The sequence below is a fragment of the Jiangella mangrovi genome (genome assembly GCF_014204975.1).
Lineage (GTDB): Bacteria > Actinomycetota > Actinomycetes > Jiangellales > Jiangellaceae > Jiangella > Jiangella mangrovi.
Genome location: NZ_JACHMM010000001.1, coordinates 2,465,993 through 2,480,991, shown reverse-complemented (window position 1 = coordinate 2,480,991; position 14,999 = coordinate 2,465,993). Strand labels below are relative to the sequence as shown.

Genomic DNA, 14,999 nt, shown 5'->3' with positions numbered 1-14,999 from the left:
CTGAGCTGTTTTCATATCCGGACCCGGTCAGAACTCTCGCACGGTCAGAAGGCTGTAGCCGTGGACAGAGACGGGCTCCACCCGGCCCGTTTCCCGGAAACCGAGCTTCTCCAGGACCCGTCGCGATGCGACATTCCAGTTCCAGACCCCTGCCCACAGCCGCCGGTAGCCCAACTGATGCGCCCACGTCACCACGGCCCGGCCTGACTCAGTGGCGTAACCGCAGCCGTGCGCCGCACGCAGCAACTCGAAGGCCAACTCGGGCTCGTCGAGCGATCCGTTCCCATAAGGGGTCAGCCCGCAGTACCCGATGACGTCGGCCGTGTCCTTCCGCTCTACCGTCAGAATCCCTGGCCTCGACTCCTCACGTGCGGCACGTAGCTGCGCGGCGATGTCCTCCACGGTGGGTCGGCCCTCGGGATCGATCTGCCGATGCGGCGGGACCCGCGGGTCCCGCTCGGTCCACATCTGGCGATAGACCGCGGCATCCCCCACGCTGGTCCGCCGAAGGATGAGCCGATCGGTCTCCAAGCCGTCCAGAACGCGCACACGCGTCATGCTGGCATGTCGCTTACGGTGGGGGCGACCCGCCGAGCGGCGAGTCTGGACCCGGGGTGACCCGCCGAGGAGGCTGGTATGAGAGCCGTCGTCCGCGACCGATACGGCCTGCCGGACGTTCTGCGGGTCGAGGAGCTGCCGGTGCCGTCGCCGGGTCCCGGGCAGGTGCTGGTGCGGGTCCTCGCGACGTCGATCAACCTGTCCGACTGGGAAGGGTTGCGCGGGAGCCCGGCCTACGCACGGATCAACGGGCCGCGCCGGCCGCGCCAGCGGGTCCTCGGGTCCGACATCGCCGGGCGTATCGAGGCGGTCGGCCCCGGCGTCACCGCCTTCGCCCCGGGCGACGAGGTCTACGGCGACAACCTGGCGCTGATGGGCGGCTTCGCCGAGTACGCCGTCGCGCCCGTGAAGGCACTGGTGCACAAGCCGGCCGGGCTGTCGTTCGCTCAGGCAGCATCGCTGCCCCAGTCCGGGGCCATCGCGGTGACCGGGACGGCGCTCGCCCGGCCGGGACTGCGGATGCTCATCAATGGCGCCGGCGGCGGCTCGGGATCGTTCGCGATCCCGCTGGCCAAGCGCGCCGGCGCCCACGTCACCGGCGTCGACAACGGCGGCAAGCTCGAGTTCATGCGCTCGCTCGGCGCCGACGAGGTCATCGACTGCCGCCAGGACGACTTCACCCGGACCGGGCCCTACGACGCGATCCTCGACCTCGTCGCCCACCGGTCGGTGTTCGCGTACCGGCGTGCACTCGCCCCCGGCGGCCGGTACCGCTGCGCGGGCGGGCCGGTGCGGACACTGCTGCGGATCCTCACCGTGGGCACCGTGGCCGGCCTGCTCACGGGCCGGCGTCTGGGCGTCCTGGTGGTCCGGCAGGGACCGGCCACGTTCGAGCCGCTGGCCCGGCAGTGCCTCGCCGGCGACATCGGCATCCACATCGACCGCACGTTCACCCTCGACGAGGTCCCCGAGGCGCTCGCCCATGTCGGCGAGGGCCGCGCCCTCGGCAAGGTCGTCGTCGAGATGGGCTGACCACGAACGCTACGGGGACGAGATCATTGCGGTTCGGGCCTGGCCGCGATCGCTCGGACGACGTGCCGCCGCCTCGTTGAACTCCCTCAGCTGGGCATCATCGAGTTCGAGTGCGTCGGCCAGGCTCTGCACCGTCTCCGCGCGGGGCGACGAGGTCGTTCCACGCTCCAGCTGCCGAATCCGGATTCCGCTGATGCCTGTCCTCTGCGCCAGTTCTTCCATCGACAGGCCGGCGCTGATCCGATGCCATCTGAGCAGACTCGCGAAGTCAATGCGGGATCGCCGAAGCTCTTCGGCCTGCAGAGCCTCCCGGGTGCGAGAGTCGTAGACCTCCTCCGCCACGGTCGGAGGCTCACCCACCTTCGTGCTGCGCCAGTAGACAATCTGGGGTGCGTCGCCACCCCACGCGATCACCGGCTCCATATCGGTCGCGAATGCACGGATGTTTCCGATGTCGTATCCGGCGACGGCGGCGGCTCGCACGAGCGTTTCCACCTGCTCCCGTCCATATGCGGGCGTCTCGCTCCCGGCGGCCGCAGCCTCCTCGTTGAATTCGTCCGCTGCCGCCAGCGCCACGGCTACGGCCTCGTCAGCTCGAAACTTCGCGCCCATGATCTCGCCCTCGCGCATGCGGTGGATCAAGGTGGACACAGGCTTGCGGAAGACGATCAGGGCGACCGTGACGACGGCCGGCCAGGCGAGGACCGCCAGCGTCTCGATGGTCAGCTTCCACACCTGTTCCCAGGTTTCCATGCGACTGATGGTGTCGCACCGGCCAGATGAGTACCAGTCGAGCCCTGCGCGGCCGGGTCGCCGCGGGGGCTTCGCCCGGCTCAGGGACGGAAGGTGGCCCGGTACGCCGTCGGGCTGACGCCGAGGGAGGTGTGGAAGTGCCGGCGTAGGGTGGTCGCCGTGCCCATGCCGCAGCGGGCGGCGATCTGCTCGACCGACGCGTCGGTGCGTTCGAGCAGTTCCTGGGCCCGGGCGATCCGCTGCTGCTGCAGCCAGGCCAGCGGGGCGATCTGGAGCTCGGCCCGCATGCGGCGGGCGAGTTGGCGGCTGCTCAGCCCGGCCTCGCGGGCGAGGTCCTGCACGGTGAGCGGCCGGTCGAGCCGCCGCCTGGCCCACTCGAGGACGGGGCCGAGCCCGTCCGCCATGGCCGACCGCGGCGCCGCCGGCGGGGCGATGAACTGCGCCTGCCCACCCGGCCGGTGCGCGGGGACCACGAGCCGCCGGGCCAGGCCGTTGGCCGCCGCGGCGCCGAAGTCGCGCCGGACCAGGTGCAGGCAGAGGTCGAGCGCTGCCGTCTTGCCGGCCGAGGTGAGGATGTCGCCGTCGTCGATGTAGAGGACGTCGGCGCGGACGTCGATGCGCGGGTGCCGCCGGGCGAGGTCGTCGGCGTGCATCCAGTGCGTCGTCGCGGCGCGGCCGCCGAGCAGGCCGGCGGCGGCGAGCACGAACGCGCCCGTGCAGAGCGAGGCGATCCGGACGCCGTCGCCGCGGGCGGCGCGCAGGGCGGCGAGGAGACACGGGTCCGGTGCCGCGGCAGGGTCCGTGGTCGAGGGGACGACGACGGTGTCGGCCTGCCTGAGCGCGTCGAAGCCGGCGCTGCGCGCCGCCGGGAACCACGGGCTCGGCCCGCCCTCGGGCGTGCACACGACGAGGTCGTACCAGTCGTCCGACGGTGCCAGGTCCGAGCGGTCGACCCCGAAGATCTCGGCGGCGATGGCGGCCTCGTAGAGCATGGTCGTCTCGTGCGCCGCGAGCGCGACCCGATGCATGTCCGAAACTGTACGCCTGAAGGCAGATCGGACACTCACGGTCCGTCGTGCCGGCCGCCGACGATGGACGCATGGATGTTCTGGTCTACGGCGCTTACGGCCACACCGGTCGCTTCGTCGTCGACGAGCTGCTCCGCCGCGGGCTGACGCCCGTGCTGTCGGGGCGGAGCGCGGCCAGACTCGAGGTGGCCGGCGCTCGAGCTCCGCCCGGCGGCGGTCGACGACCCCGACGCGCTGGGTCGCGCGGTCGCCGGAGCTGCCGCCGTCGTCAACTGCGCCGGCCCGTTCCTCGACACCGCGCTGCCGCTGGCGACGGCGTCCGTGGCGGCCGGCGCGCACTACCTCGACCTGACCGCCGAGCAGCCCGCGGTGCAGGCACTCCACGACGCGCTCGGCGCCCCCGCGCAGGCCGCCGCCGTCGCCGTCGTGCCGGCGATGGCGTTCTTCGGTGGGCTCGCCGACCTGCTGGCGACGGCGGCGCTGGCGGAGTTGGGCGGCGACCGACCCGGCCCGCACCGGGCCGACGAGATCACCGTCGCTGTCGCGCTGGACCGCTGGTGGCCGACGGCCGGCACCCGCAGCACCGGCCGGCGCAACACGGCGCAGCGGCTGATCGTGAGCGGCGGCCGCCTGACCAGGGCCCCCGACCCCGCCCCGGCGACGACGTGGGTCTTCGGCCCGCCGTTCGGCGCGCAGCCAGTGGTCGCGCTGCCGTTCTCGGAGGTCGTCACGATCGCCCACCACGTGCGCGTCGGTGAGCTGCGCTCGTACCTCATGACGGCGCCACTCACCGAGCTGCGCGACCCGGGCACCCCACCGCCCACGGCGACGGACGAGTCCGGCCGGTCCGCCCAGCGCTTCGCCGTCGACGTCGCCGTACGCAGGGACGGCCGGGAGCGCCTGCTGGCCGCGTCGGGCCGCGACATCTATGCCGTCTCGGCCCCCATCGTCGCCGAGGGCGTGGTGCGCCTGCTCGACGGCGGTCTCCGCACGACCGGGGTCGCCTCACCCGGCCAGATCTTCCCCGCCGCCGACGTCCTGACCGCGCTCAGCGCGACACCGCACGGGCCCCGCATAGAGGAACGCTGGGCATGGACCCGGTGACGCGGCCGGCCATCGCGGAGCGAGCAGGCCCGGCGTGGTCGACCATGGAGAAGATCGGGTTCCGGCGTCGTTCAGAGCCGACCTTCTCCATGATCAACACCGGCCCCGTCGAGGGGCCGGGGCCGTCAGTAGAGCGTCAGGCGGGGTGGGGGACGGGGTCGAGGCGTTCGGCCTCGGGGCCCAGCGGCTCGTCGGGGTCGACGGCGGCCGCCGCGACCAGACCGCCGCCGTCGCCGTCACCCCCGGCACCGCCAGGACCGACGGGCTCGGGGTCGTCGCGCAGCGGGTGGGCGATCTCGTCGGCCGGGAGCTTGGCCCAGATGATCGCGATGATCGACACGACCACGGGGACCACACCGGCGATGATGAACGTGGCCCGCAGGCCGATGGCCTGGGACACCGGCCCGGCGACCGCCATGGAGATGGGCATGAGCGAGATCGAGACGAAGAAGTCGAGGCTGGCGACCCGGCCGAGCAGTGCCGGCGGCACCCGCCGCTGCAGCAGCGTGCCCCAGATGACCATGGGTGCAGAGAACAGTACGCCGAGGAAGAACGCCGCCGCGATGACCACCCACACGGAGCCGGCGAACCCGATGACGATCATCGGGAGGCAGCCGACGCCCCACATGAGGTTCATCCAGGTGAGGTAGCGGCGCGGCATCTTCATGGAGGCCATGACCATGGAGCCGACGGCGCCGCCGATGCCGAACGCGCCGAGCACCCAGGCGTGGTCGCCGGGGCCGCCGCCGAGTCGGTCCTTGATGATGAACGGCGTCAGCACCTCGAGCGGGCCCATGAGCACGAGGATCATGGCGCTGGCGAACAGCAGCGTGGCCAGCAGCCACGGCGTGCGCCACATGTAGACGAAGCCCTCGCGCATGTCGGCGAGCGCGGTGCGGACGGGGTGCGCGACGGCCTCGGCGGGGAGCTCGCGGCGGACCGGCGTCTTGGGCACCGCCGTCAGCGCCAGCAGGCCGAGCGCCGCGGCGCCGGCAGCGACCAGGACCGCCGAGCCGGGATTGGCCATGCCGACGACCGCACCCGCGACAGCCGGGCCGAGCGCCTGGCCGATGGTGGGGCGGACCATGCCCTCGAAGCCGTTGACGGCCATGAGGTCGGACTCGGGGACCAGCGCCGGCAGCCACGCGGAGTAGGCCGGGTAGTAGAACGCCATGCCGACACCGGTGACGAACGCCACCACCGCCAGATGCCACAAAGCGGTGACGCCGGTGAGCGAGAGCGCGGCGACCAGCGCCATGCCGCCGAGCTCGACGGCGGCGACGCACAGCAGGATGACCTTCTGCGGGACGCGGTCGGCCACGACGCCGGCCAGCAGCGCCGGCAACAGCACGCCGACCGCGGACGCCGTCGACACGACCGAGAGCTGGGCCGGGCCGCCGCCGATGCGGATGACCTCCCACACCTGGGCGACGATCCAGACGCCCGACGCGAAGGTCGACAGTACGAGCGCCATGGCCAGCCTGCGGTAGGCCGGCGTGCGGAACGGGGTCAGCGCGCGCGGCACCGGGCGACCGGTGGCTGCGGCCTGTGTGTCACTCATCGTGGGCTCTCCTCCGCGAACGATTCTGCCGGTACCGACTGACAAAGTCGCCTGAATTCATCGCCGCCCGAAGCGGCCGGGCCGCCCGACGCGGCCGAAGCGGCCGACCAGGCCGTCCGCCGGGTGCGCGCCGCTCCGGACGACGCGCACCCGGGGGTCCGGCGTCAGGAGAAGTCGGCGTTCGGGTCCATCCAGACCAGCTCCCAGTGGTGACCGTCGGGGTCGAGGAAGCTGCGGCCGTACATGAAGCCCTCGTCGAAGGGGTCCTTGGCCTTGTCGCCGCCGGACGCGAGCGCCTTGTCGGCCAGCTCGTCGACCTCCTCGCGGGTCTCGACGTTGAGCGCCAGCACGGTCTGCGTCCCGGAGGTGGAGATGCCGTTGGTGACGGACTCGGCGAAGAAGTCCTCGGTCAGCGACATGAGGTAGATCGTGTCGCTGACGACGAAGCACGCGGCCCGCTCGTTGGAGAACTCCTCCTGGAGCGTGAAGCCGATCGCCGTGTAGAAGTCGGTGGCCCGGCGAAGGTCCGTGGTGCGCACGTTGACGAAGAGCTTGCGGGACATGGTCGCGCCTCCTGAATCTGTGTCCACCGGTCAACTGTTTCCGGCTGAAGCTAACTGTGTCCTACAGATACTGTTTCCGCAAGACTCAATTTTGGTAGAGTTCGTGGCCTGTGGAGGTGAGGGCACGTGGTGACGGACTCGGAAGTGCCGGCTGACGGCACGATTCAGCTGCTTTGGGGGCTGCGCGACGGACCGACTCGAGGTCCGAAGCCGGTGCTCAGCCTCGAGCGGATCGCGCAGGCCGCGGTCGACATCGCCGACGCGGAGGGCCTGGCGGCCGTTTCGATGCAGCGGGTCGCGGCCGACCTCGACTTCACCAAGATGTCGTTGTACCGCTACGTCACGGGCAAGGACGAGCTGGTCGCGGCCATGATCGACCTCGCCGCCGGCGAGCCGCCGGTCATCGAGGAGCTGCCCGGAACGTCCTGGCGGCCACGCATCGAGGCCTGGGTCCGGCGGCTCGCCGAGGCCTGGGACGCGCACCCGTGGCTTCCCTGGGTGACCATGGGCGACCGCGTCATGGGTCCCAACGAGACCGGCTGGACGGAGGCGTCGGCCGCCATCCTCGCCGAGACGGGCCTGGACGTGCAGGAGCGCATGAGCCTCGCGCGCATGCTCGGCGGGCACGTGCGGGCGACCATGTCGGTGTCGACGGCGGGCACCCAGCCGTGGGTCAACCACCAGCAGGCCGGCCTCCTGCGCGAGCACGCCGACCGGTTCCCGACGCTCGTCGCCATGCTGTACGACGACCAGCCGGCCCCGCCGGACAACGGCCGCGAGTTCGGGCTGCGGCTCATCCTCGACGGCGTCGAACGGCTCGTCGCGGAGCGCACGAGCTGACGCCGTCGATCATTGCGCGGTACGGGGAGTGGCGATTCTCGTTCTCGCCAGTGACACTAGAGGGGTGAGTGTCCACGTCAGCGCCCATACGCACGACGACGACGCGCCCGTCGAGCGTGCGCTGGACCGTCTGCGCGCCCGCGGGCACCGCATCACGGGCGCCCGGCACGCGGTCATCGAGGCATTGGCGACCATCGACGGCCACCCGAGCGCCGACCAGCTCTCCGAGCAGGTGCGCGAGCTGCACCCCACGGTGCACCGCGCCACGGTCTACCGCACGCTCGAGACGCTGGCCACGCTCGGCGTCGTGACCCAGGTGCACGTCGGCGGCAGCGCGACCACCTACCACCTGGCCGCCGAGGCGACCGGCCACGAGGACCACCTGCACGCCAGCTGCCGGGTCTGCGGCCGCATCATCGACCTCCCGAGCGACCTGCTCGACCCCATCAAGCGGCGCATCGCCGAAGAGAGCGACTTCCAGCTCGACCCGCCGCACATCGCGCTGTCCGGCACCTGCCGCACCTGCCAGTAGCTGCCAGTAGACGGGTCAGAGTCGCAGCGTCGCCCGCACCGGCCAGTGGTCCGAGGGCAGCTTCCCGTCCGGGCGGTCGCGGACGACCTCGGCCTCGGCGATGGTCCACTGCGGCCCGGCGAGGATGTGGTCGATGCGCCGCCCGGCCGTCGTCCCGGTGAAGCGGTGCGCCGTGCCGCCAGTGACCGGGGCCAGCCGGAACCCGGCCTCGAGCAGCGGTCCCATGACGTCGGTGTCGCCGGGGACGGCGTTGAAGTCGCCCAGCACGACGGTCGGCACGGCGGGGTCGAGCCAGCCCACGAGCTGCCGGACGGAGGCGGCGCGGTTGGCGGCGTGCCGCTCGTCGAGGTGAGTGTTGACGACGGCGAACTCCTGCGCCGTACGCTGGTCGCGCAGCCGGAGCAGGGTCGCGATGCGCGGGAACGACGCGTCGGGCAGCCGGGTCCCGGGGAGGTCGGGAGTTTCCCCGAACCAGCGGGTGCGGTGGTCGAGGACCGCGAGGAATCCGCCCGCAACGGCGACCGGGCACTGCTCGCCGCTGGTGCCGCCGCCGCGCCCCTGCCCGAACCAGCGGACCCCAGGCAGCTTCCGGGCCAGGTAGGTGCGCTGGAACTCGTACGCCTCCTGCAGCCCCAGCACGTCGGCGCCCAGCGAGCGGATCGCCGTCACCGTCGCGCCGCGCCGGAACCACCACGAGCTCAGCCAGTCGAAGGCGCGGCCGTTGCGGATGTTGAACGTCGCGACCCGCAGCTCCAGACCCGGCTCCACGGCGGCAGCGTAGCGGTCACCGGGGACCAATGCTGGACGACGACGGCGTGCGCGTGGCGGTCCGCCCGTCCCGGCTCACCGCACCCGCGAACCGGGCGGCGTCGCGCACCGCCGCCCCGCCGGGGTCGTTGTTGAAGTACACGAACACGTCCTCGTCGTCGGTCCACGCCTCGGCCAGCCGCCCGGCCCAGGTGCGCAGCGCCCGGTCGCCGTAGGCCGGCCACGGGTGCGCCGCGCCCTCGTGGAACCGCAGGTACCCCCACGGCGCCGTCCGCCACAGCGGCGTCACCGGCCGTCCCAGCCGATCGGCCCAGCAGAGCGCGGCCCCGTGCCGCTCGAGGACCGAGCGGACCTCGTCGTTCCACCACGTCTCGTGCCGGGGCTCGACGGCGACCCGGACGTCCCGTGGGAACTGCGCCAGGCAGCGGTCCAGCAACACCGGGTCGGCCCGCAGCGTCGGCGGCAGCTGCACCAGCACCGGCCCGAGCCGGTCGCCCAGCCCGGCCGCCACGCCCAGCAGCCGGCGCACCGGCTCCTCGGGATCGCGCAGGCGCCGGATGTGGGTGAGGTAGCGACTGGCCTTCACCGTCATGACGAAGCCGGCCGGCACCCGCTCGCGCCACGACGAGAACGTCTCGCGCTTCGGCAGCCGGTAGAAGGCACTGTTGTTCTCGACCGTCGCGAACGCCTCGGCGTAGTGCTCCAGCCAGCGCCGCTGCGCCAGCCCGTCCGGGTAGAGCACGCCGCGCCAGTCGTCGTACTGCCAGCCCGACGTCCCGACGTGCACCACCATGCCCGGGTCCGTACCCGATCCCGCCTACCGTTGACCTCCATGAACCCTGGTTTCGACGCGATGTGGGCGGACCTCGAGCCGGTGGGCCGCGACCCGCGCGGCGGCTACCGGCGGTTCGCGTGGACCGACACCGACGCCGAGCTGCGCGCCTGGTTCGACGCCGAGGCGGCCCGGCGCGGCCTCGACACCACGGTCGACCGCGCCGGCAACCAGTGGGCCTGGTGGGGCTCGCCCGGACCGGACGCGAAGGGAGTGGTCGCCGGCAGCCACCTCGACTCCGTCCCGCACGGCGGCGCGTTCGACGGCCCGCTCGGCGTCGTGTCGGCCTTCGCCGCCGTCGACGAGCTCCGCGCCAGGAACCACACCCCGTCGCGACCCATCGGCGTCGTCAACTTCGGCGACGAGGAGGGCGCCCGGTTCGGCATCGCGTGCGCGGGCTCGCGGCTGCTCACCGGGGCGCTCCCCGTCGACCGTGCGCTCGCCCTCACGGATGCCGACGGGGTGAGCCTCGGCGCCGCGCTGGCCCACCAGGGCCGCTCGGCCCCCGCACCGGACCCGGAGGCACTCGAACGCGTCGGCACGTTCGTCGAGCTGCACGTCGAGCAGGGCCGCTGGCTGGTGGACCAGGGCGCGGCCATCGGCGTCGCCACCGAGATCTGGCCGCACGGGCGCTGGCGGGTGACGCTGGCCGGCGAGGCCAACCACGCCGGCACCACGCCGCTGGCCGACCGCCGCGACCCCATGCTCGAGCTCGCCGCGCTGGTCACCGAGGCCCGCGCCGCCGCGGCCCGGCACGACGTGCTGGCCACCGTCGGCAAGGTCGAGGTCGAGCCCAACGGCGTCAACGCCATCCCCTCCGAGGTCAGGGCCTGGCTGGACTGCCGCGGAGCCGACCCGGACGCCGTCGCCGCCGTCCTCGCCGATCTCGACGCCCGGTTCGCGCCCGCGAACGAGTCATGGACCGACGCGACGGTGTTCGACCCGGCCCTCGCGGCGCGGCTGAGCACCGTCCTGATGAACGCGCCGCTGCTGCCCACCGGCGCCGGGCACGACGCCGGCATCCTCAGCGCCGCCGGCATCCCGACCGCCATGCTCTTCGTCCGCAACCCGACCGGCGTCTCGCACTCCCCGGCCGAGCACGCCGAGCCGGCGGACTGCCACGCCGGCGTCGTCGCCCTGGCCGACGTGCTCGCGGAGCTGACCCGATGACGGCGTACTGGGCGGCGCACGCCTGGCTCCCCTCCGGAGTGGGTGAGAACGTGCGCATCGAGGTCGCCGACGGCGTGATCGTGGCGGTCACGCCGGGGTCGGCTCCGGCCGGCGGCGACACGAGGCTGCCCGGCGTCGTGCTCCCCGGGTTCGCCAACGCCCACTCGCACGCCTTCCACCGGGCGCTGCGCGGGCGCACGCACGACGGCCGCGGCTCGTTCTGGACCTGGCGCGAGGCGATGTACGCCCTGGCCGGCCGGCTCACCCCGGACACCTACTACGAGCTGGCGCTGGCCACGTACGCCGAGATGGCGCTGGCCGGGGTCAGCGTCGTCGGCGAGTTCCACTACCTGCACCACGGCCCCGGCGGCACCCCGTACGCCGACCCGAACGCCATGGCCGCGGCGCTGCGCCAGGCCGCCCGCGACGCCGGCGTCCGGCTCACGCTGCTCGACTCCTGCTACCTCGAGGGCGGCATCGGGCGGCCGCTCGACGGCGTGCAGCTGCGGTTCGGCGACGCGACGGCGGACGCCTGGGCCGAGCGGACCACCCGGCTGGCCGCTGACACCGTCGACGATCCGGACACCCGCGTCGGAGCCGCGATCCACTCCGTCCGGGCCGTCCCGCCGGCCGCGCTCGGCACCGTCGCCACCTGGGCCGGCGCCCACGACGCGCCGCTGCACGTCCACCTGTCCGAGCAGCCGGCCGAGAACCAGGCCGCCGTCACCGCGTACGGCCGCACCCCGGCCCGGCTGCTGGCCGACCACGGCGCCCTCACCGCTCGGACGACCGCGGTGCACGCCAACCACGTCACCGCCGACGACATCGCCCTGCTCGGCGCCGCCAGCGCCGCCGTCTGCGCCTGCCCGACCACCGAGCAGGACCTCGCCGACGGCCTCGCGCCCACCGGCCCGCTGCGCGCCGCCGGGTCGCCGCTGTGCGTCGGCAGCGACCAGCACGCCGTCGTCGACCTGCTGCTGGAGGCGCGGCTGCTCGAGCACCACGAGCGGCTGCGCACGGGCGAGCGCGGCACGTTCACGCCGGCCACCCTGGTCACGGCGCTGACCGAGGCCGGGCACGCGTCCCTGGGCTGGAACGGCAACGGCCGCATCGCACCCGGAGCGGCGGCCGACCTCGTCGCCGTCCGTACCGACACCGTCCGCACGGCCGGCGCCGATCCCGGTCAGCTCGTCCTGGCCGCCACGGCACCGGACGTCGACACCATCGTCACCGGCGGCCGCGTGGTGGTGCGCGACGGCACGCACGAGCGGGGCGACGTCGCGGCCCTGCTGGCCCGCGCCATCGCCCCGTTGTGGGGCTGATCCACCGTCGTCAGACGGCCACCGCCTGGACCGCCGGCATCCGGATCGCCTTGCGGGCCGCGCCGAGGCAGGACGCCAGGGTGAGCAGGGCCGCCGTCGACACGATGCCGAGGTAGATGGCCAGCGTGGTGTCCGGCAGCAGCTCGCCGGTGCGGGCCAGGCTGTACGGGAACACCGTCACGATCGAGCCGATGGACCCGAATAGCACGCCCGCCGCCGCCAGCACGACGCCCTCCATGCCGACCATGCCCATGACCTGGGGCGGCGTGGAGCCGACCAGCCGCTGCTGGCCGAACTCGCGCCGCCTGTAGGTGGTGGTCGCGACGAGCGTGTTGATGACCATGATGGCCGCGAACACCGACAGCATGCCGATCACGACGAAGTTCAGCGTCTCGATCGCCTGCGCCTCGTCCGGCGGGATGGACGAGCCGGCCACCGGCGGGGCGCCGTTCTCGATGCTCTGCATGTACAGCGTGCCGGTCGCGATGCCGGTGAACAGGATGATCGGCATCAGCGCGCCGGCCATCTGCTGCGTCCGGCGCCGCACGTTCTCGACCGCGAGGTAGCCGCTGGACCCGCCGACCAGCCGCAGCGGACCGGCCAGCAGCGCCGTCACCGGCCGCACCAGGACCGGCCCGAGCAGCGCCAGCCCGATCGAGAACCAGATCGACGCCTGCCCCGCGGTCTGCATGGCGTCGATGCCCTTGCCGTCGAAGATCGTGGCGGTGAGGACGCCGCAGTTGATGCCGGCCGCGATGAAGACGATCGCCGCGATGACGCGCTTGCGGCTCATCCGCCCCGACTCGATCGCGGCGGCCGTCATCGCGTCCTTGGCCCGCATCCGCAGCGTGCGGCGGGCGGTCGCGGCCGCACCGCCGATCGCGGCGAGCATGGTCACACCGATGCCGATCGACAGGGCCGCCGGGCCGAACGCGTAGTCGACCGAGGTCGCGACCTGGTCAGTGTCCTGCAGCATCTCGAGCAGGAACCAGCCACCGCCCGCGGCCAGCGAGACCGCCAGCAGCGACGCGACGACGCCGACCACCGCGGCCTCGCCGACGATCATCCGGCCGATCTGGAACGGGGTCGCCCCGACGCTCTTGAGCAGCGCCATCTCGCTGGCCCGCTGCCGCACCGACAGCGTCATGGTCGAGACGACCGCGGCCAGCACGATCACCAGCCCCCAGCCGCCCACGACCGACGCCATGGTGACCAGCGTCTCCTCGCTCACGTCGTCGACGCCGGCGCCGCCCGCCGTGTCGAGCATCGCCGCGAACGCCATGATCACCGTCGCGCCGAGGAACATCGACAGGAAGCTCGCGGCGAATCCGCCGGTGCGGTGCCGCAGCGTGCGCAGAGCCAAGCCGAACACCGTCACTCACCCACAGCCGCGTACTGGGCGACCTCGTCGCCAAGGTGCGTCATCCGCTCGGCGACGGCCTCCGCCGTCGGCCGGTCCAGCGAGCCCGCGAGCCGGCCGTCGGCCAGGAAGAGCACCGAGTCGGCGTGCGCGGCCGCCACCGGGTCGTGCGTCACCATGACCACCGTCTGGCCGAACTCGTGCACCGCCTCGCTCAGCAGCGTCAGGACGGTGCGCGCGCTACGGCTGTCCAGCGCGCCGGTCGGCTCGTCGGCGAAGATCACGCTCGGGTTCGTGACCAGCGCCCGGGCGATCGCGACCCGCTGCTGCTGGCCGCCGGAGAGCTCCGCCGGACGGTGGTCGATGCGCTCGCGCAGCCCGACCCGGCCGAGGATCTCGATGGCCCGCTTCCGGTCGGCCCGCTTGCCGGCCAGCCGCAGCGGCAGCGTCACGTTCTGCAGGACGGTCAGCGTCGGCAGCAGGTTGAACTGCTGGAAGATGAAGCCGATGCGCTGGCGGCGGAACTTCGTCAGCTTGGTCTCGCTGCCGCCCGTCAGCTCCGCGCCGTCGATGAACACCCGACCCGCGGTCGGCTGGTCCAGACCCGCCGCGCACTGCAGGAACGTGCTCTTGCCCGAGCCCGACGGGCCCATGATCGCGGTGAACGTGCCGGCGGCCAGGCTGACGGACACGTCGTCCAGCGCCCGGACCGGGTTCTCGCCGCTGCCGTAGGTCTTGCCGACCTGGACCAGCCGCAGGGCCTCGGCGGCCCGGGTGATGTCATGCCCAGCCATGTCTGTCTCCTGTGTCTCGGGGAGCGTCGTTTCTGCGTCTACGAGAAACCTAGGAATCGGAGCGGGTCCGGCACGATGGAGCAGACTCCCCGGTTGAGGTGGGGATAACCCCACGCTGACCCTCCCGCCCCTGAGGGTGGCCTTGACCTTCTCGGTACAGTGACGGCGTGTCGGGTCTCGGTCGCGGACGGGCGCGCGTCGCGCGCGGCCTGGTCATGTCCGCGGCCTGCCTGCTGCTCCCGACGCTGGCCCACGTGGCCGCCGGGGGCGACGTCTCGACGACGCCGGGCTTCATCGTCGTGGCGCTGCTGCTGTGCGGCGCCAGCGTCGCGCTGGCCGACCGGCGGCGCTCAGTCGCCGAGATCGCGGCCATGCTGGTCTTCACCCAGCCGGTGCTGCACATCCTGCTGACGTTCGACGGCCACCACGAGGCGCCGGTGTCCGCCGTCCCGTCGTCCGGCATGGTCGTCGCGCACGTGCTGTCGGCCGCGGCGCTGACGCTGCTGCTGGCCGGGGCCGAGAACGTCACATGGTCGCTGGCCGCGCTGTCGGCGACGGTGCTGCTCACACGGGTGCGCGAGCTGCTCGCTCTGCCGGCCCCGGTCGCGTCGCCGGTGCGGGTTCGCGACGGTGGACCCGTGGCAGCGGCGCCGCGTGGCGTCATGCTCGTCCGATCGACGCCGTGGAGAGGCCCGCCGGCGCTGCCGGCTCTGGGCTGAACGACGACACGGGGGACGCGGTGCCGGTTGCGGCGCCGTGGCGCTTCCCCGCATCTCCACGAC

General features: G+C 73.1%; 16 protein-coding genes. 7 read left to right on the top strand and 9 right to left on the bottom strand.

Annotation, left to right across the window (positions count from 1 at the left end; genetic code table 11):
- Nucleotides 1-27: 27 nt before the first annotated feature.
- Nucleotides 28-549, bottom strand: coding sequence for a GNAT family N-acetyltransferase (locus HD601_RS11580; RefSeq protein WP_221440847.1), 522 nt, complete (start codon nt 547-549; stop codon nt 28-30).
- 87 nt (nt 550-636) lie between these two features.
- Here HD601_RS11580 and HD601_RS11575 point away from each other — a divergent pair, with 87 nt between their 5' ends.
- The gene (locus tag HD601_RS11575) at nt 637-1,590 is read left to right on the top strand and encodes an NAD(P)-dependent alcohol dehydrogenase (RefSeq protein WP_184822003.1); all 954 of its coding nucleotides are present in this window, start codon (nt 637-639) and stop codon (nt 1,588-1,590) included.
- Between the two features lie 9 nt (nt 1,591-1,599).
- Here HD601_RS11575 and HD601_RS11570 read toward each other — a convergent pair whose 3' ends face one another.
- Both HD601_RS11570 and HD601_RS11565 read right to left on the bottom strand, forming a co-directional pair.
- Complete coding sequence (locus tag HD601_RS11570; RefSeq protein ID WP_184822002.1) at nt 1,600-2,343, bottom strand: helix-turn-helix domain-containing protein; 744 nt, start codon at nt 2,341-2,343, stop codon at nt 1,600-1,602.
- A gap of 80 nt (nt 2,344-2,423) precedes the next feature.
- The gene (locus HD601_RS11565; protein WP_184822000.1) at nt 2,424-3,371 is read right to left on the bottom strand and encodes a GlxA family transcriptional regulator; all 948 of its coding nucleotides are present in this window, start codon (nt 3,369-3,371) and stop codon (nt 2,424-2,426) included.
- Nucleotides 3,372-3,605: 234 nt separating this feature from the next.
- Between HD601_RS11565 and HD601_RS11560 the strand changes: the two genes are divergently transcribed.
- Complete coding sequence (locus HD601_RS11560) at nt 3,606-4,475, top strand: saccharopine dehydrogenase family protein (protein ID WP_221441573.1); 870 nt, start codon at nt 3,606-3,608, stop codon at nt 4,473-4,475.
- 136 nt (nt 4,476-4,611) lie between these two features.
- On the opposite strand, the gene HD601_RS11555 is transcribed toward HD601_RS11560, so the two are convergent.
- On the bottom strand, nt 4,612-6,036 hold the full coding sequence (locus HD601_RS11555; protein WP_184821998.1) for an MFS transporter: 1,425 nt from the start codon (nt 6,034-6,036) through the stop codon (nt 4,612-4,614).
- A gap of 164 nt (nt 6,037-6,200) precedes the next feature.
- Nucleotides 6,201-6,599 (bottom strand): VOC family protein, encoded by a 399-nt coding sequence (locus HD601_RS11550; RefSeq protein WP_184821995.1) that lies wholly within the window; start codon nt 6,597-6,599, stop codon nt 6,201-6,203.
- A 213-nt stretch (nt 6,600-6,812) separates the two neighbouring features.
- On the opposite strand from HD601_RS11550, the gene HD601_RS11545 reads away from it, so the two are divergent.
- Nucleotides 6,813-7,439 (top strand): TetR/AcrR family transcriptional regulator C-terminal domain-containing protein, encoded by a 627-nt coding sequence (locus HD601_RS11545; RefSeq protein ID WP_221440846.1) that lies wholly within the window; start codon nt 6,813-6,815, stop codon nt 7,437-7,439.
- Between the two features lie 64 nt (nt 7,440-7,503).
- Nucleotides 7,504-7,971, top strand: coding sequence for a transcriptional repressor (locus HD601_RS11540; protein ID WP_184821993.1), 468 nt, complete (start codon nt 7,504-7,506; stop codon nt 7,969-7,971).
- 15 nt (nt 7,972-7,986) lie between these two features.
- Here HD601_RS11540 and HD601_RS11535 read toward each other — a convergent pair whose 3' ends face one another.
- Nucleotides 7,987-8,739, bottom strand: coding sequence for an endonuclease/exonuclease/phosphatase family protein (locus tag HD601_RS11535; RefSeq protein ID WP_184821991.1), 753 nt, complete (start codon nt 8,737-8,739; stop codon nt 7,987-7,989).
- 16 nt (nt 8,740-8,755) lie between these two features.
- Entirely contained in the window at nt 8,756-9,532 is a 777-nt protein-coding gene (locus HD601_RS11530) for a DUF72 domain-containing protein (protein ID WP_184821989.1), read from the bottom strand.
- 39 nt (nt 9,533-9,571) lie between these two features.
- On the opposite strand from HD601_RS11530, the gene HD601_RS11525 reads away from it, so the two are divergent.
- Nucleotides 9,572-10,741 (top strand): allantoate amidohydrolase, encoded by a 1,170-nt coding sequence (locus HD601_RS11525; protein ID WP_221440844.1) that lies wholly within the window; start codon nt 9,572-9,574, stop codon nt 10,739-10,741.
- Nucleotides 10,738-12,063, top strand: a complete 1,326-nt coding sequence (locus tag HD601_RS11520; protein WP_184821986.1) for a formimidoylglutamate deiminase — start codon at nt 10,738-10,740, stop codon at nt 12,061-12,063. Before HD601_RS11525 ends, HD601_RS11520 begins: the two co-directional genes overlap by 4 nt.
- Nucleotides 12,064-12,073: 10 nt before the next feature.
- Here the strand turns inward: HD601_RS11520 and HD601_RS11515 are convergent, their stop codons facing one another.
- Nucleotides 12,074-13,435 (bottom strand): FtsX-like permease family protein, encoded by a 1,362-nt coding sequence (locus tag HD601_RS11515; protein ID WP_343076401.1) that lies wholly within the window; start codon nt 13,433-13,435, stop codon nt 12,074-12,076.
- A 2-nt stretch (nt 13,436-13,437) separates the two neighbouring features.
- A complete protein-coding gene (locus HD601_RS11510) occupies nt 13,438-14,217 on the bottom strand; it encodes an ABC transporter ATP-binding protein (protein WP_184821985.1) in 780 nt (259 codons plus the stop codon).
- A 167-nt stretch (nt 14,218-14,384) separates the two neighbouring features.
- Here HD601_RS11510 and HD601_RS11505 point away from each other — a divergent pair, with 167 nt between their 5' ends.
- A complete protein-coding gene (locus HD601_RS11505) occupies nt 14,385-14,936 on the top strand; it encodes a hypothetical protein (protein ID WP_184821983.1) in 552 nt (183 codons plus the stop codon).
- Nucleotides 14,937-14,999 lie beyond the last annotated feature (63 nt).